Below are 21,915 nucleotides of genomic sequence, written 5' to 3' on the forward strand. Positions count from 1 at the left end.
TCAACCTTAGGCGAGCCGGGCCCTCACCAGGGTGGGGACACCACCGGAATGAGCACGGCCGGTGAATCTCTCGCGCAACGTCGACTCGGCGTAGTTGGTACGGAACAGGCCGCGCTCCTGCAGCAGCGGCACCACCTCGTCGACGAAGATCTCCAGACCGTCGGGGAACACATCGGGCATCAGGTTGAATCCGTCGGCCGCGCCGGCCAGGAACCACCGCTCGATGGTGTCGGCGACATCGACCGGTGACCCGACGACGACGCGGTGGCCGGCCCCGCTGAATTCCCGCACGGCCTGCCGCAGCGTCAGTTCACGGCTCTCGATCAATCGCACGACCGATTCCCGGAATCCCAGGGATGCACCGAATTTGGCCGGATCGGCGACCTCTCCCAGGAGGTGCGCGGGTACCGGTTCGTCCAGCGGATAGTCGGCCAAGTCCTCGCCGAGCACCTGCGACAGCCGCTCCAGGTCGTGACCGGGCGGCAGCAGGGCATTCTGGTCGGAGAACCGCCGCTCGGCCTCGGCCCTGGTGTTGCCGATCGTGGTGATCAGGCCGGGCAGGATCTTGACGTCATGCCGCCGGCGCCCATAGGCCACCGCGACGTCCTTCACATACCGGTAGTGGTCGATCCCGGCACCCAGGTCGAGTTCGGCGCTGAAAACCGCATCACCGACGCGACCGGCGAGCTCGCGCCCCTGAGGTGATCCACCGGCCTGCACCAGCAGCGGATAGCCCTGTGGCGACGGCCCCTGCGGAAGTCCCCCCACCACGGTGAAGAACTCGCCGTGGTGATCGATTCCGCGACCGCTGGGGTCTGCCGCATCGCGCCACAGCGCACGGACCACGTCGACGAATTCGGCGGCCCGCCGGTACCTGACATGCCGGTCCGGATAGTCGGCGAGGCCGAAGTTCGCGCCGGCCGGAACCGAGTACGTAGTGACGATGTTCCAGGCCAGGCGGCCCCCGGAGAGCCGGTCGAGGGTGAGCAGACGATGTGCCAGCTCGACCGGATCGTTGAAGGTGGAGGACAACGTCCCGATCAGGCCCAGGTGCTCGGTCTCGGCGGCCACCGATGCCAGGATGACGCTCGGCTCCAGGGCCTGTGACGGACGCAGTGCGGGATGCTCACGCAATGCCGGTCCGTCGGCCAGGAACAGTGCGTCCAGTTTTCCCCGCTCGGCGAGCTTTGCCATCCGCACGTAGTAACCGGGGTCGGCGAACGCGGTCGGCGGCTCGCTGGTGCGCCGCCATGCGCCGGTGTGGATACCGAGGTTGAGCACGTTCACGTTCAGGATCAGCTGAACTGCACGGGTCACAGTCGTCCTCCCGGGTTGGGCACGGTCTCGAACACCGTCGGATTGCGGGTCAGGTCGGGCGCCACGGGTACCGGCACACCGAGTCGCTCACGCAATGTCCCGGTCCCCCGATCGCTCAGGAGGCCCCGCTTGCGGGCGGCCGGCAGAATCTCGTGCAGTACGTGGTCCAACTCGGACGGGTCCAGCCTCAGCAGCACCCCGGATACCTCGGGGCGGCCGGCGACCCGCTCGAGCGCGGCGCCGATCGAGCCGGCCGACCTCAGCCGCACCACCACCTTGCCGGTCACCGGGATCGGGTCACCGTCCTCCACGATGAGGTGGTCGGCAGCACCTGCGACACTGTCGCGAGCGGATCCGGCCTGCCGCCACACCGGGAGATCGCCCTGCACCGATCCGGGCACGTTGAGCGGACCGGCTATGTCGTATGCGTTGTGCACGTCGGCCCGTCGGATTCTCGACACGTCGGAGAACACCCCGGTGTCCAGATCCCCCACCACCGAATCCAGCGGCCAGGTCCGCCACAGCGCCCGCACCGCGACGACGGCGTCGTCGGTGTGCGCCGCGTCGAGGTCGGCACCGGTCCAGGTGTCGGCGGTGGCGTTGAGCGCGATGCTGTGGTCGAAGTCCAGCGCCAGCCAGCCGACCCGGCCGTGCGCGGCGTGATCCACCGAAACCAGCCTCCGGGCCAGGTTGTACGGGTGGTCCCGGTGCGCGGCGGCCGCGACCACCAACCCGAGATGGCTGGTGTGCCGCGCCGCGATCGTGGCCAGCAGGGACGGGTCGAGACCCTCTACCGTGACGTCGTTGGCCTCACCGCGGTCGGCACCGATCACCCAGTACGACACCCCGGCCGTCTCCAGCCGCCCGGCCAGTCCGGCGATACCGGCAACCCCGACATCGAGCCGGCCGAGACCGTCGCCGGCCACCTCAACCCCAACTGTGAGTGATGCCCCCATGAGCACCACGGTGATCCAACGACGCGCGCGGCACAACGGTTGGGATCACGGATACTCCAATTGCCCACGGAGGCAACAGTTAAGTCGAACTGAACAGTCGGCTTAAAGTTCTTAAAGGTGCGAATGATTGCTGGACCCGCAGCGCCACCTTAGCGTTCGACCGGTGTTGAACTTCACCCTGCGGCGAATCGGCCAGTCGATCATCGTGATCGTATTGGCCTACACTGCAGTGTTTTTCGTGCTCAATGTGCTACCGGGAGATCCGATCGAGACGCAGATCTCCAATCCCGAGAACCCCATCTCCGATCATGACGCGCAGGTCCTTCGGGACTACTACCGGCTCAGCGAACCGGCGATCGTGCAGTTCGGCGTATCGGTGGAGCGGTTGTTCACCGGGGATCTCGGATACTCGCTCAACAGCGGACAATCCGTGGCGCGGCTGATGGCGCACGCTCTGCCCTCGACGCTGGCTCTGGCCGGTGTGGCGTTCGTGCTGGCCGCACTGATGGGCTTCGTCATCGCCTTGGCCGCGGTGTTCGCGCCATGGTCACCGGTGCGCGAGTTCGCGCGGATTCTGCCACCGGCATTCCTGTCCATTCCGGTGTTCGTCACCGGGCTCGTGGCTCTTCAATGGCTGTCGTTCAGCCTCGGATGGGTATCGGCCGTCCGCGATGAGGGAGTGCGGTCGACGGTCCTGGCCGCCCTGCCACTGGCGCTCCCGGTCGCCGCGCCGATCGCCCAGGTGCTGATCCAAGGCCTGAGCAACGCCGCGGCCCAGCCATATGTGGAAGTGCTGCGCGCCAAAGGGCTCGACGACGGGCGCATCATCTTCGGCCATCTGGTCAAGAACGGCTCGATCCCCACCGTGACGATCGTGGCCATCACGGTCGGTGAGCTGCTGGCCGGATCGGTCATCACCGAAACGATCTTCAACCGCACCGGGATCGGCTATCTCACCGAAACCGCGGTCCGCAACCAGGACACACCGATCATCCAGGCGGTGGTCATCACGGTGTCGGTCACGTTCGTCCTGGTCAATCTCGTGGTGGATGTCGTCTACCCGCTGATCGACCCACGTATCGACAGATCGACCACCACGAGAGGGGCGCTGGTACCCGCATGATCCTGACCGACGCACTGTCCGCGGTGCCCCTTCCCAGGCTGCCCCGCCGGGTCAGCGTCAATCCGTGGGACATCCCACCAGTCTTGCTACTGCTGCTGATCGCCGCGATGATCGTCGCGCCCACGGCGATCGCTCCCTACGATCCGCTCCAGGAGAATCCGGATCTGCCCCTGGCCGGTCCGAGTTTCTCGCACCCGTTCGGTACCGACTACATCGGCCGCGATCTGCTCAGCCGGGTGATCGCCGGCACCGGCGCCACCATCGCCGGGTCGTTCATCGCCGTGGTGATCGGACTGCTCGTGGGAACGGTTCTCGGGTTGCTGGCAGCCTACTTCGGCCGCATCACCGACAGCATCATCGGCCGGATCATCGATGTGCTGCTGTCGATCCCGACGCTGCTGCTGTCGATAACCATCATCGTGGCCCTCGGCTTCGGCACGGTGAATGCCGCCATCGCCGTGGGCATCTCGTCCATCGCGGTATTCGCGCGACTGGCGCGATCCGAGGTGCTGGCGGTGCGAAACCTGCCTTTCGTTGAAGCCAGCGCGCACCTGGGCGCAGGCCATCTCACCCTGTTGTTCCGGCACATCCTGCCCAATTCCTACTCCTCCGTGCTGGCCCTGGCAGCCCTGCAGTTCGGCGCGGCGATCCTGGCGATCGCGTCACTGAGCTTCCTGGGCTACGGCGCGCAGCCGCCCGAACCCGAATGGGGACTGCTCATCTCGGAGGGACGCAACTACATCAACTCCGCGCCGGGCCTCGTGTTCTTCCCGGCCGTGGCCATCGTGTTGACCGTGATGAGCCTGTCGCGGCTCGCCCATATCATCCGAGAGAAGGTCGGCTGAACATGAACTCCCCTGCCCTGCTGTCGCTTTCCGGCCTGACCATCGAATATGCGAGCCGTGGCGAGGTCGTCCGCGATGTCTCGTTCGACGTCGGAGCGGGCGAGGTGGTGGCCCTGGTCGGCCAGTCCGGGTCCGGCAAGTCCACCATCGCGCGCGCGGTGCAGGGCCTGCTGCCCGCCAACGGCCGGATCACCGCCGGGGACATCGCCGTCGAGGGGCGCGTGGTCACGTCACTGTCGCAACGCCGGTGGCGCGAGCTTCGCGGCAGCACCATCGGTTTCGTGCCGCAGGACCCACTGGGTTCACTGGATCCCCTCAAACCGGTCGGCGACCAGATCTCCGAAGTCCTGCGGGTGCACCGGATCGCCGATCGATCCGGTGCCCGCCGGCGGGCCGTCGAGCTGCTCGAGCACGTCGGGATCGCCGACGCGGGCCGCCGGGCCGGCCACTACCCTCACCAACTCTCCGGCGGGCAGTTGCAGCGCGTGCTCATCGCGATCGCCATTGCCGGCGAACCCCGGCTTCTGATCGCCGACGAGCCCACGTCCGCACTCGATGTCACCGTGCAGCGGCGCATCCTGCAGCTGCTCGACGAGTTGCGCGTCGAGCACGGTCTCGGTGTCCTGTTCATCACCCACGACCTCGCGCTGGCCGAGCAGCACAGTGACACCGTGGTGGTGTTGCACGACGGCGACGTGCGTGAGACCGGCCCCACCGCAAGCGTGCTCACCGCGCCACAGGACGACTACACCCGGCAGCTGATCGCCGCGGCTCCCGCACTGTCGCCGGACAAGTACGCACACCGGCCGACAGCGGCCGCGGCCGCCGAGCCGATCCTGCGGGTGGACCGGCTGGTGAAACGCTATGGCGAGACGCGTGCGCTGGACGCCGTATCGTTCGAGGTCCGGACGGGGTCGATCCATGCCCTGGTGGGTGAATCCGGCTCGGGCAAGACCACCGCTGCCCGGGTACTGGCCGGACTCACCGACTTCGACGCGGGCGAGGTCCGGGTGAACGGATCCCTCCGAGCCGCACAAACACCGCTGCGTGCCGCGCAGCAGCGCGCGCAGGCCCGGATACTGCAGTTGGTACACCAGAATCCGCTCGCCGCCCTCGATCCCCGGTTCACCATCGGCGAGGCGATCGCCGAGCCGTTGCGGATCAACCGCATCGGATCCCCCGCTCAGCGCCACCTCGAGGTCACCGAGGCACTGGACCGCGTCGGGTTGCCAGCAGACCTGGCCGACCGCAGGCCGCGCGAGATCTCCGGTGGCCAGCGCCAGCGGGTGGGTTTGGCCCGTGCCCTGGTACTGCACCCGGCGATCCTGGTGCTCGACGAACCGACCTCCGCGCTGGACGTCCACGTGCAGGCACAAGTGGTGGACCTGCTGATCGATCTGCAACAGGAACTGGCACTGACCTACCTGTTCATCTCCCATGACCTCAGCCTGGTCCGCCAGATCGCCGACCACGTGAGCGTGCTCGAACACGGCAGGCTGGTCGAAACAGGTTCCACGGTAGATGTTTTCACCGCTCCCTCGGCGGCATATACCCGCCGCCTGCTCGACGCGGTCCCCGGCGTTCCGGCGCGTGCGGCGTGATGATCCGACGTGCGGTGGCCGCGATCCTGATCGTCGCCGGCTCGGTCAGCGCCTGCTCCGAGAACCCGTCCCCCACCGGGGCGGCCGGTGCCCGGGGTGGCGACCTGACCTACCTGGACGCGGAGGCGCCCGCCTCCCTGCAGATCCAGGTCAGCTATTGGCAGAACAGCCTGCTCAAGGACCAGATGTTGGATCGCCTGGTTTACCAGGATCCCAAGACATTCGACTTCGTGCCGTGGATCGCACAGAAGTGGACCGTCGACCCGTCCAAGCGCATCTACGAATTCACCATCCGCGACGGAGCCAGCTACAGCAACGGCCAACCGGTCGACGCCGAGTCGGTACGCCGCAACCTGGAATGGGAAGCCAACGGAGACAAGGACAAAGGAATCACGCGCAACACCTATTTCCCGGAGGTGGACTCGATCACGGCAGACCCCGCACGCCGCGCCGTCCGCGTCACGCTGCGCAAGCCGTACGCGCCGTTCATCGCGGTGCTGTCGTTGAACACCTCAGGCCTGGTCGCCGACGCCACGATCGACGCCACCAAGGAACAGCAGTCCGTCGTCACCAACCTGATCGGGTCCGGGCCGTTCGTCGCCACCTCGGAGATCCCGGACAAGCAGATCGTGCTGTCCAAGCGCCGGGGCTACAACTGGGCGCCGGCGTCCGCTCCGCACCAGGGTGAGGCGTATCTGGACACCGTCACCGTCATCCCCGTCACCGAGGACAGTGTCCGGGTGGGGGCGCTACGGGCCGGGCAGGCCGACGCCGTCCGCTACTCCCAGCCCCCGGATGAGCGCCTGCTGGCCCGTGAGGGCTTCGACGTGCGCGGACTGCGCACTCCTGGTCTGGCCAACACGCTCGATGTCCGGCAGACCGCTCCTTTCATGCGGGACATCAACGTGCGCAAGGCGATCGGCTTCGGAATCGACCGCGACGAGATCCTGCACACCCTCTACACCGACAACTGGAAACCCGCCCAGAACATCGTCACGAAGAACTTCCCCGGCTATACCGATCGCAGTGACGCGGTCCGCTTCGACCCGAACGAGGCCATCCGGCGGCTGGAAGCCTCCGGATGGACCCACGTCAACGCCGACGGCTACCGGGTCAAGGACGGCCACGAGTTGGCGGTGAAGATCTATGTGGATGTGTACGACCACACCGCCAAGCCGATGTACGAACTGATCCAGCGACAACTGCGGCGCATCGGCATCCGGTTGGTCATCCGCCAGACCGACTTCGCCAACTACCCCACCGCCAGCATCGAGGACTCGGTGGGCCTGCGGCGCAACGGCTGGCCCACCGCCGACCCGGTGCGGTTGTGGCAGAACTACGACAGCAAGGGCGGCGATCTGTACGCCCTCGACGGCGCGGACCCGGCGATCGACCGCATGCTGCATGCCCAGATCGAAGCCACCGATCCGGCCCAGCGGCTGAAAGTGCTTGAGGAGTACAACAACTACGTCATCGACAACGCGTACTCCGTTCCGCTGCTCGAAGACACCCAGATTTTCGCCGTCGCCCCACGGGTGCGGGGATTCGCAAACGCGGCCAACTCGGTGCCCTGGTTCTACAACGCCTGGATCGACGACACCTCGGCCGCAACCACCGGAAAGGATTGACACCGATGACCACCGACTCGGTACTGACGGCGCGTGCCGTTCCGCGGGGACGACAGCTGCAGGAGGTGCTCGACGCGATCGCCACCGACTACCGCCGGCGCCTGGACGAAGGCGGGCACGAACCACCCGGGCACGGGCTGAGCCTGGTGCGTGAGCATCGACTGGGCGCGGCACGTCTGGCGGGCGAACTCGGCGGCGGTGACTTCACCGTCCCCGAGTTCTTCCAACTGGTGATCGGCCTGGCCGAGGCCGACCCCGACCTGACCCACATCCTGCGGGTGCACTACGCGACAGTCGAGGAACTGCAGCGTGTCCCGGGCAGCCCGGCCAAGGATCGGTGGCTGTCCGTGGTGGCCGAAGGTCATCTGATCGGAGGAGTGAGTTCTGAGCTGACCACTGCCCGAGTGGGCGGCCAGGCCTACGACACGAAGCTCGTGCGCACCGCGGACGGCCTGCGCCTGACCGGCCGCAAGTTCTACAGCACAGGCGCCCAGTTCTCCGACTACGTGCGCGCCACCGCCGAGAACGAGGACGGTGCGCCGGTCGCCGCGGTGATTCCGGCCGACCGGACCGGCGTCGTCCACGCGGACGACTGGGATGGCATCGGCCAACGCCACACCGGCAGCGGGACAACTCTATTCGAGAACGTCGCGGTGCACGACGACGAAGTGTTGGCGATCGGCACGAATGTCGGAGTGGACCGGGCGCGCGGCGCGTTGGTGCAGCTGTACCTGCACGCGATCGCGGCCGGAATCCTGAAGACGCTGACCGCCGACGCCGCGACGCTGGTCCGTGATCGCCACCGCACCTACACCTTTGCCACCACCGACACCCCCTCGGCCGACCCACAACTGCTGGAGATCGTCGGCGAGATCGATGCGGTGGCCTACACCGCCGAAGCGTTGGTGCTGCGGGCGGCGACCGAGTTGGCTCCGGCCCTCGACACCGCCCGGGTCAGCGGGATCGATGCCCGCCTGGAGGATCATGGCGCAGTAGCCGCCGCCCGGGTCAAGGTGGCGATCGAACAGCCCGCACTACGGGCCGCCTCGCGCATCTTCGATGCCGGTGGCGCATCGTCGGTGCGGTCGGCGTCGCACCTGGACCGGCACTGGCGCAATCTTCGAACCCTCTTCTCCCACAACCCGACCGTCTACAAGGCACGGGTACTCGGCGATGTCGCGGTCAACGGGGCGGGGCTGCCCGACACCGGCTTCTTCTGATCACGAGGCCAACGCGGAACGGGCCGCTGAGCATTTCTGCTCAGCGGCCCGTTTCGTGTCGCCCGGTCAGCGCGATGGCAGGCCCAGGCGTTCCAGTTGCTCACGCAGCCGGTGTCGCCCGGACAGCGAATGCGGGCCGGCCAGCCGGCTCAGCACCCGCTCACTCCAGCTGCCCGACAGACCATAGCGGTTGTTGTAGACCGCAAGCCGTTCGTCATAGGCGGGCAGGTGCGAATCGGCGGTCTGGGCGTCATACCGCTCCCGGTGCAGCACCGCATGCTGGGGCAACCGCGGCTTGATTCCCGCGTTCTCCGTGGGGTCCGGGGTGCCGACCGCCAGGCCGAACGTCGCCACGGCGTGTGGCGGCAGTCCCAGCTCGGCTGCCACCTCTTCGGGGTGGTTGCGGATCGCCCCGACGAAAACCGTACCCAGCCCCAATGATTCGGCGGCCACGACCGCGTTCTGCGCGGCCAGTGCGGTATCGACGAAACCGATGATCGTGGTCTCCAGGTAGTCCGCACCATCCAGCGCGGCCCCCGACCGCTGCGCCAGCCGGCGGGCCCGCCCCAGATCGGCTACCCAGACCAGAAACAGCGGTGCCTCGTTGATGAACTGCTGGTTGTTGGCCAGCGTCGCCAGCCGGGCCTTGCGCTGCGGATCGCGGATGGCGATCACGCTCCACGGTTGCAGATTCGAGCTGGTCGCCGCCGACTGGGCGGCGGCGACCAGCGCCGAAAGTTGCTCATCGGTCACCGGTTCCGCGGTGAACTTGCGCACCGACCGATGCGCGAGCTGCAGTGCCAGCGTCTCGCTGTGCACCCCGAGCACCGCGTCGATGTCGCCGTAACGGGCGATGACGGTCACGAGGCCGCCGCCAGTGGAGCCTCGACACCGAGGTGCTCCGGACGGATCGACCGATGGCCACCAACCTGATCGGCGATGGCTTCCAGTTCGCCGAGGTGCTCAGCGCCGAGATCCACGGCCAATGCACCGAGGTTCTCCCGCAGGTACTCCGGATGGCGAGTTCCCGGGATCGGCACCACATCCCGACCACGCGAGAGCACCCAGGCCAGCGCGACCTGGCTGGGCCGGACCCCGATCTGAGCCGCGATCTCGGTCACGGTGTCGGCCAGCGCCCGGTTGTGGTCGAACACGTCGGCACCGAAACGCGGATGACGGCTCTGCACCCCCTTGACGTCCTCGGCGGTACGCACGCTGCCGGTCAGCCAGCCGCGTCCCAACGGCGAGTAGGGCACGATGCCGATGCCGAGTTCGCGGGCGACCGGCACCGTATCGACTTCGATGTCCCTGGTGAACAGCGACCATTCGTTCTGGATCGCGGCGATCGGATGGACCGCGTGGGCGCGGCGCAGGGTCTGCGGACCGGGTTCGGACAGGCCGATGTGGCGGACCTTGCCCGCGGCAACCAGTTCCGCCAATGCCCCGACGGTGTCTTCGATGGGCACCTCCGGATCGACGCGGTGCTGGTAATACAGATCGACATGGTCCACCCCGAGGCGGCGCAGCGAACCCTCGATCGCAGTGCGGACATATTCGGGCCGACCGTCCAGGGCACGCGCGTCGGGGTTGGTGTCGCGATCCAGCGCATTGCCGAACTTCGTGGCGATGGTCAGCGCATCACGGCGGCCCCGGATCGCCTTGCCCAGAAGGATCTCGCTGAACTCGGGGCCGTACACGTCGGCGGTATCGAACAACGTGACACCCAGATCGATCGCCTCGGCGACCAGCTCGGTCGCCTGCTTTTCGTCGTCGGCGCCGGCTGAGGTCCGAAAGCTCATGAACCCCAGTCCGATTGCCGATACTTCCGGCCCGCCGGTGCCCAGCCGGCGATGCTCGATCGGTGTTGGTTCCTCTGTCATAAGTTGTCTTCTTCCTTCAGGATCCGAGAAATGGTTCACCGGAAACGGACTCGGAGACTCGTCCGTCGACGCCTGTGGGGACATCTCCCTCAAGGGTGACGCGGTAGAGCACCCGGTCGTAGTCGAGGTGGCCGGCGTCGGCGATCGCCAGGTGCGCGGTGGCCCGGTTGTCCCAGAACGCGATGCTGCCCGGAGCCCAACGGAACCGGACGGTGTACTCGGTGCGGGTCGCCTCGTCCCACAGCAGCTTGAGGATGGCCTCGCTCTGTGTCGGCGAGTAACCCCGGATCTCGCGGGCGCCACGGGTGAAACCGGGACTGACGAACAGGGCGCGCTCCCCCGTGACCGGATGCACCCGGACGGCGGGGTGATAGGTCACCAGGTTCGCCTCCCGCACCTTGCGGTCCCGCTGACTGCCTGCCACCGCACGGGCGTTGAACTGATGCTTGATGTCGAGCTTGTCGGCGAAGTCACGCAGCTCCTTGGGCAGGTTCTCGTACGCCGCAACGAGATTGGTCCACGCCGTGTCACCGCCATAGGGCGGCAGGATGTGTGCGCGCAGGATCGACGCCGCGGGCGGGTTCACCAATGCCGTGACATCGGTGTGCCAGCTGTTGTCGTACGAGGTGCGCTTGCGGCCCAGATGACGCTCATAGCGGCGGCTGTCGATCGGCAGGATCTCGGGGAACCCCTCCGGCGGCTCCTCCTCGTGCGGATGGGCTGGCGTCACCTTGCCGAAGTTCCGGGCGAACGCGATCTGTTCGGCATGGCCGATCTCCTGATCGCGGAAGAAGATCACCTTGTAGGTGTGCAGCGCGTTGCGGATCTCGTCCACGACGCCGGACTCCAGCTCGCCGCGCAGGTCGACACCGTGGATCTCGGCGCCGATGTACCCGGCGACCGGCACGATATCCAGACCGGCGTCGGTGAGAGGGCCGCTTTCCCTGACTTTTTCGGTGAGGTCGGTCATGTGCTGACTCCCTTGTCTTGACTCGGCGTTGGGCTGGCGAGCCGGCGGGCCGGATCTCGCACTCGCTAGCGTCAGCGTCCGGGTTGGCTCGAACAACAATCTTTGGCTACCGGAACCTTTCAGAGCCGCTTAATGTCTGGCACGACCGGACAGATCTGATTAACGGATCGCGTAGCGTGCGGCCCTTGATGAGGTCCTCGGGGCCGATCACCATCGCTTACGACCACAACGCATGGGAGGCATACACACGTGAGTGATCTGGAACGGCGCCGGCTCGGGGACAGCGGACCGCAGGTGACCGTCCTCGGTTTCGGAGCGATGGAACTACGAGGAGAACCCCACCGCAACCCGAGACCGCTGGATGAGTCGGTGGCCGCAGAGGTGCTCAACACCGTGCTCGACGAAGGCATCAACTTCATCGATACCTCGGTGGACTACGCCCTCAGCGAGGAGCGCATCGGCCGGCATATCGGTGCCCGGCGCGATGAGTACTTCCTGGCTTCCAAAGCGGGATGCCCGCTGGACTTCCACCCTGATGCCCCGCCTGGACCGCTTCCACACGATTACTCGCCGGCCAACATCCGCGCCGGCGTCGAGCAGAGTCTGCGACGGCTTCGCACCGACCGCCTCGACCTGGTGCAACTGCACATCAGCCCGTCTCTGCAGGTGCTACGGCGTGACGGTGCGGTCGAGACCCTGACCGAGCTGCGTGCGGAAGGCAAGATCCTGGCATTCGGAGTGTCCTCCACGCTCCCCGAGATCGACGATCACCTGCAGATCGAAGAGTTCTCGGCGTTTCAGGTGCCGTTCTCCGCCCTCGAACGCGATCTGGAGACGCGTATCCAGATCGCCGGTGAACGCGGCTTCGGCATCATCGTGCGAGGCGGTGTGGCCCAGGCGGGCAAGCGCGAGAAGACCACTGTCGACGGACGTCCGGTCACCTGGGCCGACACCGGCCTCGACGAGCTTCGCGACCAGGACAGCCAGCAGGGATTCCTGCTGCGGTATGCGATCACCACTCCGGGCGTCACGACAATCATCGCCGGAACGGCCGATCCGGACCACGTGCGGCAGAACGCGGTTGCCGCGCGCCGTGGTCCGCTGCCCGCCGACGTGTATGCCGAGGCCCAACGTCGCCTTGATGACGCGGGAATTACAACCGCGGTGATTCCTGCCGGCAGCCCTGTGTAAAGCCCTGCTCAGGGCCATTGCCTGGACCCGTGGTGGGCGCGACACCAATGCGCCCACCCGGGTCCTTCTGCCATCATCGATTCTGTGAATTCGACGGACTTCACCACTTCGCTACACGTCGATCTCATGCGCGACTGTAGCGCGATCTGTTGTCGCTGAAGCTGCTTCGGGCCGCTGCCCGTCGCGCTGTTCTGCACGACCATCGACAAACACCGATCGACGCCGCTGCCGTCCGTGGGGTGTCAGCCGCATATTCACACCGAGCTGATGAGGTCCACCATGTCTCTCCTGTCTACCACCGCCCATCGCAGCACCGGGGGTGTCTGATGCTGGACCTCCGCCGGATGATGCTCTTGTCCGATCTGGCCGACCTGGGATCGGTGACCGCTGTGGCCGAGCGGCGCAGCATCACCAGTTCGGCGGTATCCCAACAACTTCGTGTGCTCGAAGAAGAAGCAGGCGCCGTCCTGTTCAGACGGGATGGCCGAACTCTCGGTTTGACCCGCAGCGGCCAGGTCCTCGCCGAGCACGTGCGCCGCGTTCTCGTCGCCGTCGACGAGGCCATGAGCGCGGTGGCCGAAACCCGGGACCGGGTGTCCGGCCAGGTCGCCATCGCCACATTCAACATGGGCATTCCGACCCTGGCCGTGCCCTTGATGCAGCGCCTCAGCACAGAGGAGCCGAACCTGCGTGTGCAGGTCCAGCAGGACACGAGCGCAGCAGCGCTGCGGTTGCTTCGCCAGGGCGAGGTCGATGTCGCCATCACCTGCCAGTACGACTTCCTCGGCGCGGAATCGACCGGCGGACTGACCACCGTCCCACTGCTGTTCGAGCCGCTCGTGCTGTTGGCCCCGACGCATTCTCATCTGAGAATCCGCAAGCAGGGCCTGTCAGCGCTCGCCGACGGGTTCTGGGTTACCGGTCCGCAGAATTCAGGGCTGGGTATCGCCGCCATACATGCCTGCGAGAGCGCCGGTTTCACGCCACAGGTCAAGCACCGGCTGATCGGGGCACAGAACATCTGCGAGCTGGCCGCAACCGAGATCGCGTCGGCCATCGTGCCCCGGCTGTCGGTCCCTGCCAACCTGGAGAGTCTCCTCGTCGGAGGGATCGAGCTCGGCGGCCGGGCCATCAGCGCCGTCGTCCGCGCCGGGCGCCAGCGCGACCCGAACATCGCGCTGATCCTGCGGATATTGCGGGCGATCGCAGACGAGGCCCTACCCGGGCAGCCCTCCGAATCGCTCGGTGTCGCATCGTGACGCCCGGACGTCGCAGTTCGGCTTCAGCATTCCCGTAGCGGGGGTTTGCAGATTAATCCGGGCGGTGCGGATACGTTGCGACCTGATACATCAACAGGTTTCGCACACACCCAGGAGGCCAGGTAGGTGAGCGCTCGTCAACTGCACCTGAACGCGTTCCTCATGAGCACGGGGCACCATGAGGCGTCGTGGCGCCTGCCCGAAAGCAATCCGTTCGCGGCGACGGACGTCAACCATTACGCCGAACTCGCCAGGATCGCCGAGCGCGGCACCTTCGACTCACTGTTCCTGGCCGACAGCCCGCAGCTCAACGGCGACGTGGGCCGCCGTCCGCTCGGGGTGCTCGAGCCGTTGACGTTGTTGACGGCGCTGGTCGCGGTCACCGAACGCATCGGACTCATCGCCACCGCGTCAACCTCGTACAACTCGCCCTACAACCTGGCCCGACGCTTCGCGTCGCTGGATCACGTCAGCGGCGGGCGCGCCGGCTGGAACATCGTCACCACCGCCACCGTCGACGCGGCCCGCAATTTCGGCCTCGACGAGCTACCCGACCACACGTCACGCTATGCGCGCGCCGACGAGTTCGTCGAGGTCGCCCAGAAGCTCTGGGACAGTTGGCAAGACGACGCAGTGATCGCGGACAAGGCCGCCGGAGTGTGGGGTGATCGATCAAAGATCCACCCACCCGCTCACCGCGGTGAGCACTTCTCCGTGGAGGGCCCGCTGAACATCCCACGGTCCCCGCAGGGCTATCCCCTGCTGGTTCAGGCCGGCTCGTCCGAGGACGGCAAGGCACTGGCAGCCCGCTACGCCGAGGCGGTGTTCACCGCGCAACAGACCTTCGAGGAGGCGCGAGCGTTCTACACCGAGCTCAAGGCTCGCACCATCGCCGGCGGCCGCGACCCGGACACGATCAAGATCCTGCCGGGCATCGTCCCGGTCATCGGCAGCACCGAAGCCGAGGCCGCCGCCAAAGACCGTGAACTCGACGAGGCCATCGTCCCGGAGTACGCGCACCGACAGCTCGCCTCAACCCTGCGGATACCGCTGGAACAACTGAATCTGGATCGCGAGTTGCCCGACGATCTGCTGCCCGAAGACGCCATCGAAGGCGCCAAGAGCCGCTACACGCTCATCGTCGAACTGGCCCGGCGCGAACGTCTCACCGTGCGCCAGTTGATCGGCCGCCTCGGCGGGGGCCGCGGGCACCGGACGTTCACCGGTACCCCGGAGCAGGTCGCCGACACCATCGAGGCGTGGTTCCGCGGTGGCGTCGCCGACGGTTTCAACATCATGCCGCCGACACTGCCGTCCAGCCTTGAGCTGTTCGTCGACCATGTGGTGCCGATCCTGCGGGCCCGCGGGCTGTTCCGTACCGAATACACCGCATCCACGCTGCGCGGCCACTACGGGTTGGCCAGGCCGGCCAACTCTCACCTGCTCACGGAGGCAACACTTCGATGACCACTCAGGACCTCGACATCAACACGGCCGATCTCGCCGCCCGGGAGTCTCTTCGTCTGCTCGGGCTCGACGGCAACAACTGGATCGCGCCGCGCGACGACGTGGATCACGATGTGGCGATCATCGGTGCCGGCCAGAGCGGTATCACCACCGCGCATGCGCTGTTGCGGGCGGGAGTGGCCAATGTGACGGTGATCGATTCCGGTCAGCAGGATGCCGATCTGGCCTGGCAGTCCCGGGCCAGGATGCGCACCCTGCGGACCGCCAAATCGATCTCGGGACCCGAGCTCGGCAATCCTGCGCTCAGCTTCCGTGCCTGGTACGAAAGCAACCACGGCGCAAATGCTTTCGATGACATCGATCGGATCCCGACATCGGATTGGGCCGACTACCTGAGCTGGTTTCGGGAGCAGACCGGGATAGCGGTACGCCGGGGAATCCGGGTCACCGACATCGCACCCGGCACCGCCGGCCTTCGGCTGACCCTGGAGCAGGACGGACGCCAGTGGACCGAGCACACCCGCAAGCTGGTTCTGGCCGGTGGCGTCTCGGGCACCGGAGGGCCGCACATCCCCGCCGAGCTACGGGGACTCTCGAATCGGCTGTGGGCGCACACCGCGGACCTGATCGACTTCGGCGCCCTGCACGGGAAGACCGTTGCCGTCCTCGGAGCGGCGGCGTCGGCCTACGATGCGGCCGCCACCGCCCTGGAGGCCGGCGCGACCGAGGTGCATGTCTACACGCGCCGACCTGCCGTCGTGGTCGCCAATCTCGCCAACCGCCCCAATCCACTGGTTCAGGACGTGTTTCACCTGCTCAGCGATGCCGAACGGTGGGAGCAACGGGTCAGGGCGGCCCGGCAGGGGGCCAACGTGCCCGACGACTCTGTTGCCCGCGCCGCCGCTTTTCCCAACTACCACTTGCATGTTTCGGCGCCCTGGTCGTCGGCGTCCGAACGGGACGGCAGGGTCCTGGTCCAGGCAGGCGACGGGGCGCGGACGTTCGACTTCGTCATCGCAGGCACCGGCTACCAGCAAGATCCGGCCACCCGTCCCGAACTGGCCACCATCGCGCCCTACATCGCGCGCTGGCAGGACGTATACCCCGCCCCGGCCGGACTGGGGAACGAGATCCTCGGCGTGGCACCCTATCTGGGCCCGGGCTACCAACTCGCCGAGAAGGAGCCGGGATCGGCACCGTGGTTGGCCGACATCCACGTGTTCAGCATTGGCGCCAACGTCAGTTTCGGTCGACCGGTCGGCGACATCCCGAGCCTGCGGATCGGGGTTCCGCGCCTAGCCGAGGCGATCACCCGCGATCTGGTGCTGGCCGACCTTCGTGCCGCCGGGGATCCCCGATGACACTCCCCGCGGAACCACTCAGTGCGACCGATCGCGAATTCCTCTGGTACATACCGAACACCGTCGACCCCGGCCACCGCGGAGACGACACCGTCGAGGGCTGGGGCACCCTGGACTATTCCGTGGATCTGGCCCTGCGGGCCGAACGACACGGTTGGGGCGGTGCACTCATCGGCACCGGGTGGGGCCGACCGGACACGTTCACCGTGGCGACCGCAGTCGCCGCGCGGACCACGGCATTCACCCCACTGGTCGCGGTTCGACCCGGCTATTGGCACCCCGCCCACTTCGCCAGTGCGGCAGCCACCCTCGACCAGCTCAGTGGAGGCCGTCTGTTCATCAACATCGTCAGCGGCACCGACAATCTTGCGGCTTACGGGGACGGCGAGTTCGACAAGTCCCGGCGCTACGACCGAACCCGGGAATTCCTACAGGTGGTGCGCCGGCTCTGGCGCGACGAAGACGTCACCTATTCCGGTGAACACTTCCATGTCGAGCATTCGACCGTGGCTCCGCGAACATTCGGCGCCGAGCGTGGACGCCACCCCAGGCTGTACTTCGGCGGAGCTTCTGCGGCGGCCGAGGAGGTCGCCGCGGCCGAAGCCGACGTGCAACTGTTCTGGGGTGAACCCCTGGACGGGATCGCAGAGCGGATCGACCGGCTCACAACGTTATCCGACAAGCTCGGCCGGGCACATCCCCCGCTGGAATTCGGATTGCGGGTGACCACCCTGATCCGGGACAGCTCCGCAGAGGCATGGCGCGCCGCCGAGGCCAAGATCGCTTCCATCGCAGGCAAACCGGACCTGCACGGGTACGGGCAGGGCCCCGCGGTCGGGCAACAGCGCCTGCTCGACCTCACGAGTCGTGGTGAAGTGCTCGACTCATGTCTGTACACCGCCCCCGGCCGCTACGGCGGTGGTGGCGCGGGCACGACGTGGCTGGTCGGTTCGGCCGCCGAGGTCGCCGCCGCCCTCGCGCGCTATGCCGACCTCGGTATCCGGCATTTCGTCCTGTCCGACACTCCCTACCAGTCCGAGGTCGCCCGGGTCGGCGATCAACTGCTGCCGTTGTTGCGCAATCCGGCGCCATTGGCCTACTGAGCAACCCAGAATCGAGGCTCCCCAATGGCGACAACTCTGACCCGCCCGGTGGTGGTGTACGGCGTGGGGGCCATCGGCGGGGTGATCGCCGCGCGGCTACGGCTGGCCGGATTCGAGGTGACCGCAGTGGCCCGCGGTGCGCACCTCGAAGCGATCCGCGCCGGCGGTCTCACGCTGGTCACGCAGGCCGGCGCCGATACCGTGAACCTGCCGGTCGCCCCCCACGCCGGCCAGGTCGACTGGTCCGACGACCCGGTGGTGATTCTGGCTGTCAAGAGCCACCAGACGGCCGCGGCCCTGGATGATCTCAGCGCCCACGCGCCCGCGGCGACGCGGGTGTTCGTCGCCCAGAACGGAGTGGCCAACGAGGCTGCGGCGCTGCGGAGGTTCGCTCACGTGTACGGCATCACCGTGATGCTCCCTGCCGCCCATCTGGAACCGGGAGTCGTTGTGCAACAAAGCTATCCGGTGGCGGGAATTCTCGACCTGGGCGCCTACCCGAGCGGGCACGACCAGCAGGCGGACCTCGTTGCGGCGACCCTGCGTGCCGCCGGCTTCCATTCCCAGGTCCGCGACGATGTGATGGCGTGGAAGCACCGCAAGCTGATCGCGAATCTCGGCAACGGTGTGGCTGCCGTGTACTGTCCCGGCCTCCAGGCCGACGAACTGGTCGCGCGCGCACGTACCGAAGCCGAACAGGTCCTCACAGCGGCCCGGATCCCTTTCGTGACCGCCGAACAGGACGCGCAACGTCGTGGCGATCTGCTTCAGGGCCGGGTGCATGACGACTACTTCAGCTCCACCTGGCAGAGCGTGGCCCGCGGGCACAGCCAGGTCGAAACGGACTGGTTCAACGGCGAAATCGTCTTGCAGGCCCGCCTTCACGGTCAGCAGGCACCTGTCAACGAGCTGATCCAACGCGTCACCGCCGAACACGCCAGGGTCGGCCGCCCAGTGCGTTCATTGGACGCCGCGGCGGCACTCGCCAAGCTCGGGGCCGATTCCGGCACTCCCGCGGCCGCATCGGTCTGACCGAACAGGCTTGCGCGCGGCCCCGCCGCGTCCCATCCCCGATGTAGCTGAGCTTAACCGTTCTGGTAGCCGATATTCCTTGTCGCGCAGCGTTATCCGCTTGACCATGAACCAACGCAATCCGTCAGCCCAGGGAAGGTACCTCATGCTCGATTCGCGGAGCAAGATACCCAGTCGATTCCGCCGCGGTGCCGTCACCCTCATCGCGGTGGCCTTCGCGGCGACCACGTTCGCCGGGTGTTCATCGGGCGGTTCCTCCGACCTGGCGCAAGATGACAAGGTTGTTCCCGCCGACCCGAACAATCCGGTCCACTTCAAGTGGTCCGAAGATCCCAAGGCGCCGTCGCTGGTGAAGATCGCCGACGAATTCGGCCTGTGGGACAAAGCCAGCATCCGTCCCGAGTATGTGGGTGCGGTCGATTCCGGCCAGCTGCCCGCCCTGCTCGGGACGGGTGACATCACGTTCGCGTCGTTCATGTTCAACCGCTCGTTGTCGGCCGTGGCGGCCGGGGTCGACCTGAAGGTCATCGCCTCGCGCACCTACACGACCAAGGACGAGCCGCACATGGAGTACTTCGTACGCAAGGACTCCGATCTCGACGAGACCAACCTCAAGCAGTTGGAAGGAAAGACGGTCGGGCTGGCCTCGCTCAAGGGCTGCGCAGAGTTCATCCTCAAGGACTACCTCGTCAAGAACGGTGTCGACATCGGCAAGGTCAAATTTCTGACCCAGTCCGAAAGTCTTCTGCCGCAATCACTTCAGCAGGGCGGCGTGGATCTGGCGGTGATCCATCCGCCGCTCAACGGCGTGCTGCGCACCGATCCCGACGTCAAGGTCGCGTTCTCCGACTTCAACAATTCCGGAAACGACGGTGGGCTCGCTCCGATCAGTGCCAGCGGCAAGTTCATCCGGAAATATCCCGAGCAGACCCGGGAGTTCATCGGGATTCTCGCCAAGGTCGCCAACTGGGGCAACGCCCATCCCGAGGAGTACCGCGACATCGTCGCCAAGCTCACCGGTCTGCCCAAGGAGCAGATCACCAAGTACTACTACGCGAACAATCTGATCCTCGACAAGGAACAGACCGGTTTCTGGTGGGGCCTGGCCGAACGCGTCGGAACCCTCACACCCGAAGAATCCAAGCTCAAGCCGGAAGACATCGCCACCAACGAATTCAACCCGTACGCAAAATCTCCCGCCCTGATCGATTCCCAGGCCGACAACACCGAGATCTTGACCGACGGGGAAATCTGACATGACCCAGGCAAGCATCGCCGAATCTCCCGCCGATACCGCCGGCGTCAAGATCCGCGCCCGAGGCCTGCACAAGGAGTTCCCCCATATCGGCAAAGGCGTCAAAGGCGCGCCCACCGTGACCGAGGTACTGCGAACCTTCGACCTCGACATCCGTGAGGGTGAATTCCTGGCATTGCTCGGCCCCAGCGGGTGTGGCAAGTCCACTTTTCTCAACATCCTGGCGGGTCTGGAGCGCTACGACGGCGGTGAGCTACTGCTGGACGGCTCACCCGTACGCGGGGTGAGCAAGAACGTCGGGGTGGTCTTTCAGAGTTACGCCCTGTTCCCGTGGTTGTCAGTACGGAAGAACGTCGAAGTCGGGCTGAAGGTCCGGTCCATCCCGTCGGACGAACGCCACGAGATATCGCAGCGGATCCTCAAAACCGTTGGCCTGGAGAACTTCGCACATCAACTTCCCCATCGTCTCTCCGGTGGTATGCGGCAGCGGGTCGCGATCGCGCGATCGTTGGCCTACGACCCCGAGGTCCTGGTCCTCGACGAACCGTTTGCCGCGTTGGACGCCCAGACCAGGGAGTTCCTTCAGAACGAACTGTTGCGGATCTGGGAGTCGGGTGCGCGCAAGAAGACGATCTTGTTCGTGACCCACTCCATCGATGAGGCGATCTTTCTGTCGGACCGGATCGCGGTGATGACAAAACGGCCGGGTTCGGTCAAAGACCTCATCGACGTGAGCCTGCCGAGACCACGCGACGACGACTCGCGCGCCAGCGCGGAATTCGGCCGCATCCGTGGTCAGGTGGCGCAGATCCTCAAGGAGGAGGTCGAAGTTGGTAACAACTGAAGCGACTACTGGAACAACCGCGCAGCCGAGACCGACCGTCGAGCCGACCACCGTTGCGACGTCGCGAACTCCCCTGTGGCGGGCGCGGCTGGCCAAGTACGACAAGTATCTCTACGGGGCTGTCGGCGTCACCCTGGTGGTGTTTGCATGGTGGTCGGCGACGGCCACCGGGGTGCTCGACCCGAAGTTCCTGACGCCGCCACAGACCGTGCTGGGCAAGCTCGCCGACGGACTGGCCGCCGGGGGTGATCTGCGTCAACAGGTATGGCCCAGCTTGCGCCGCGGCCTGTCGGGCTTCCTGGTCGGGACAGGCCTCGGTGTGGTTCTCGGCATCCTGGTGGGCTCGGTCCGAGTACTGGAGAAAGCATTCGACCCGGTGCTGCTGTTCTTTCGCAGCCTGTCGATCCTCGCGTTGTTCCCGGTGTTCCTGTTGTTCTTCGGACTCGGTGAACAGTCCAAGGTGGCAATCGTCACGTGGGCGGCGTTCTGGCCGGTCTTCGTCAGCACCGTGAATGCGGTCAAGGGAGTCGAGAAGATTCTGCTCAATGCGGCGCGCACGCTCGGGGCCGGACGCGCCTACATCTTCACCAGGGTGGTACTGCCGGCCTCCGTCCCGAACATCTTTCCGGGGGTGCGGCTCGCGGCGTCCTACGCCTTCACAGCCTTGGTGGCAGCCGAATACCTCGGTGCCACAGAGGGAATCGGCATCTACATCCGGTCCAGCCAGGAGAGCTACCAGATCCCGGCGATGTATTCGGGCATCGTGGTGCTCGGCATCATCGGTGTCACCCTCAACCTCCTGCTCGCTGGGGTCGAAAAGCGCCTGACTGCCTGGCAACTCGGCCTGACCAACAAGTAGACGG

General features: G+C 66.4%; 19 protein-coding genes. 14 read left to right on the plus strand and 5 right to left on the minus strand.

The window, feature by feature from the left end; genetic code table 11:
- Positions 1–6: 6 nt before the first annotated feature.
- Positions 7–1,281: an NtaA/DmoA family FMN-dependent monooxygenase gene (locus ACNQVK_RS22495; RefSeq protein ID WP_418034264.1), complete on the minus strand. Its 1,275-nt coding sequence runs from the start codon at positions 1,279–1,281 to the stop codon at positions 7–9.
- Positions 1,282–1,313: 32 nt separating this feature from the next.
- Positions 1,314–2,273: an LLM class flavin-dependent oxidoreductase gene (locus ACNQVK_RS22500; protein WP_418031275.1), complete on the minus strand. Its 960-nt coding sequence runs from the start codon at positions 2,271–2,273 to the stop codon at positions 1,314–1,316.
- A gap of 163 nt (positions 2,274–2,436) precedes the next feature.
- On the opposite strand from ACNQVK_RS22500, the gene ACNQVK_RS22505 reads away from it, so the two are divergent.
- Genes ACNQVK_RS22505 through ACNQVK_RS22525 form a run of 5 tightly spaced genes read left to right on the plus strand, consistent with a single transcriptional unit; the run spans position 2,437 to position 8,690 of the window.
- The gene (locus ACNQVK_RS22505) at positions 2,437–3,396 is read left to right on the plus strand and encodes an ABC transporter permease (RefSeq protein WP_418031276.1); all 960 of its coding nucleotides are present in this window, start codon (positions 2,437–2,439) and stop codon (positions 3,394–3,396) included.
- Positions 3,393–4,241 (plus strand): ABC transporter permease, encoded by an 849-nt coding sequence (locus tag ACNQVK_RS22510; protein ID WP_418031277.1) that lies wholly within the window; start codon positions 3,393–3,395, stop codon positions 4,239–4,241. Before ACNQVK_RS22505 ends, ACNQVK_RS22510 begins: the two co-directional genes overlap by 4 nt.
- 2 nt (positions 4,242–4,243) lie before the next feature.
- Entirely contained in the window at positions 4,244–5,842 is a 1,599-nt protein-coding gene (locus tag ACNQVK_RS22515) for a dipeptide ABC transporter ATP-binding protein (protein ID WP_418031278.1), read from the plus strand.
- Positions 5,842–7,470 (plus strand): ABC transporter substrate-binding protein, encoded by a 1,629-nt coding sequence (locus ACNQVK_RS22520; RefSeq protein WP_418031279.1) that lies wholly within the window; start codon positions 5,842–5,844, stop codon positions 7,468–7,470. The genes ACNQVK_RS22515 and ACNQVK_RS22520 overlap by 1 nt, the downstream gene beginning before the upstream one ends.
- Positions 7,471–7,475: 5 nt before the next feature.
- Complete coding sequence (locus ACNQVK_RS22525) at positions 7,476–8,690, plus strand: acyl-CoA dehydrogenase (protein ID WP_418031280.1); 1,215 nt, start codon at positions 7,476–7,478, stop codon at positions 8,688–8,690.
- Positions 8,691–8,756: 66 nt separating this feature from the next.
- On the opposite strand, the gene ACNQVK_RS22530 is transcribed toward ACNQVK_RS22525, so the two are convergent.
- The 3 genes from ACNQVK_RS22530 to ACNQVK_RS22540 are packed head-to-tail and all read right to left on the minus strand — an operon-like array spanning position 8,757 to position 11,540.
- Positions 8,757–9,554, minus strand: coding sequence for an NADPH-dependent oxidoreductase (locus tag ACNQVK_RS22530; protein WP_418031281.1), 798 nt, complete (start codon positions 9,552–9,554; stop codon positions 8,757–8,759).
- Positions 9,551–10,570, minus strand: a complete 1,020-nt coding sequence (locus ACNQVK_RS22535; RefSeq protein WP_418031282.1) for an aldo/keto reductase — start codon at positions 10,568–10,570, stop codon at positions 9,551–9,553. Before ACNQVK_RS22535 ends, ACNQVK_RS22530 begins: the two co-directional genes overlap by 4 nt.
- 16 nt (positions 10,571–10,586) lie before the next feature.
- Complete coding sequence (locus tag ACNQVK_RS22540; protein WP_418031283.1) at positions 10,587–11,540, minus strand: TauD/TfdA dioxygenase family protein; 954 nt, start codon at positions 11,538–11,540, stop codon at positions 10,587–10,589.
- A 249-nt stretch (positions 11,541–11,789) separates the two neighbouring features.
- Here ACNQVK_RS22540 and ACNQVK_RS22545 point away from each other — a divergent pair, with 249 nt between their 5' ends.
- From ACNQVK_RS22545 to ACNQVK_RS22585, 9 genes are all read left to right on the plus strand, one after another.
- Entirely contained in the window at positions 11,790–12,731 is a 942-nt protein-coding gene (locus ACNQVK_RS22545; RefSeq protein WP_418031284.1) for an aldo/keto reductase, read from the plus strand.
- Between the two features lie 326 nt (positions 12,732–13,057).
- Positions 13,058–13,990: a LysR family transcriptional regulator gene (locus ACNQVK_RS22550; protein WP_409552120.1), complete on the plus strand. Its 933-nt coding sequence runs from the start codon at positions 13,058–13,060 to the stop codon at positions 13,988–13,990.
- Between the two features lie 126 nt (positions 13,991–14,116).
- On the plus strand, positions 14,117–15,457 hold the full coding sequence (locus ACNQVK_RS22555; RefSeq protein ID WP_409552121.1) for an LLM class flavin-dependent oxidoreductase: 1,341 nt from the start codon (positions 14,117–14,119) through the stop codon (positions 15,455–15,457).
- Complete coding sequence (locus tag ACNQVK_RS22560; protein WP_418031285.1) at positions 15,454–16,818, plus strand: NAD(P)-binding domain-containing protein; 1,365 nt, start codon at positions 15,454–15,456, stop codon at positions 16,816–16,818. The genes ACNQVK_RS22555 and ACNQVK_RS22560 overlap by 4 nt, the downstream gene beginning before the upstream one ends.
- Positions 16,815–17,921 carry an LLM class flavin-dependent oxidoreductase gene (locus ACNQVK_RS22565; RefSeq protein ID WP_418031286.1) on the plus strand — a complete coding sequence of 369 codons (1,107 nt, stop codon included), beginning with the start codon at positions 16,815–16,817 and terminating at the stop codon, positions 17,919–17,921. Before ACNQVK_RS22560 ends, ACNQVK_RS22565 begins: the two co-directional genes overlap by 4 nt.
- Positions 17,922–17,945: 24 nt before the next feature.
- A complete protein-coding gene (locus tag ACNQVK_RS22570) occupies positions 17,946–18,953 on the plus strand; it encodes a ketopantoate reductase family protein (RefSeq protein WP_418031287.1) in 1,008 nt (335 codons plus the stop codon).
- Positions 18,954–19,098: 145 nt separating this feature from the next.
- Positions 19,099–20,208, plus strand: a complete 1,110-nt coding sequence (locus ACNQVK_RS22575; protein ID WP_418031288.1) for an ABC transporter substrate-binding protein — start codon at positions 19,099–19,101, stop codon at positions 20,206–20,208.
- A 1-nt stretch (position 20,209) separates the two neighbouring features.
- Positions 20,210–21,052 (plus strand): ABC transporter ATP-binding protein, encoded by an 843-nt coding sequence (locus ACNQVK_RS22580; RefSeq protein WP_418031289.1) that lies wholly within the window; start codon positions 20,210–20,212, stop codon positions 21,050–21,052.
- Positions 21,039–21,911: an ABC transporter permease gene (locus ACNQVK_RS22585; protein ID WP_418031290.1), complete on the plus strand. Its 873-nt coding sequence runs from the start codon at positions 21,039–21,041 to the stop codon at positions 21,909–21,911. The genes ACNQVK_RS22580 and ACNQVK_RS22585 overlap by 14 nt, the downstream gene beginning before the upstream one ends.
- Positions 21,912–21,915: the final 4 nt, after the last annotated feature.

This window comes from Mycobacterium sp. 134 (assembly GCF_048282715.1).
GTDB lineage: Bacteria > Actinomycetota > Actinomycetes > Mycobacteriales > Mycobacteriaceae > Mycobacterium > Mycobacterium septicum.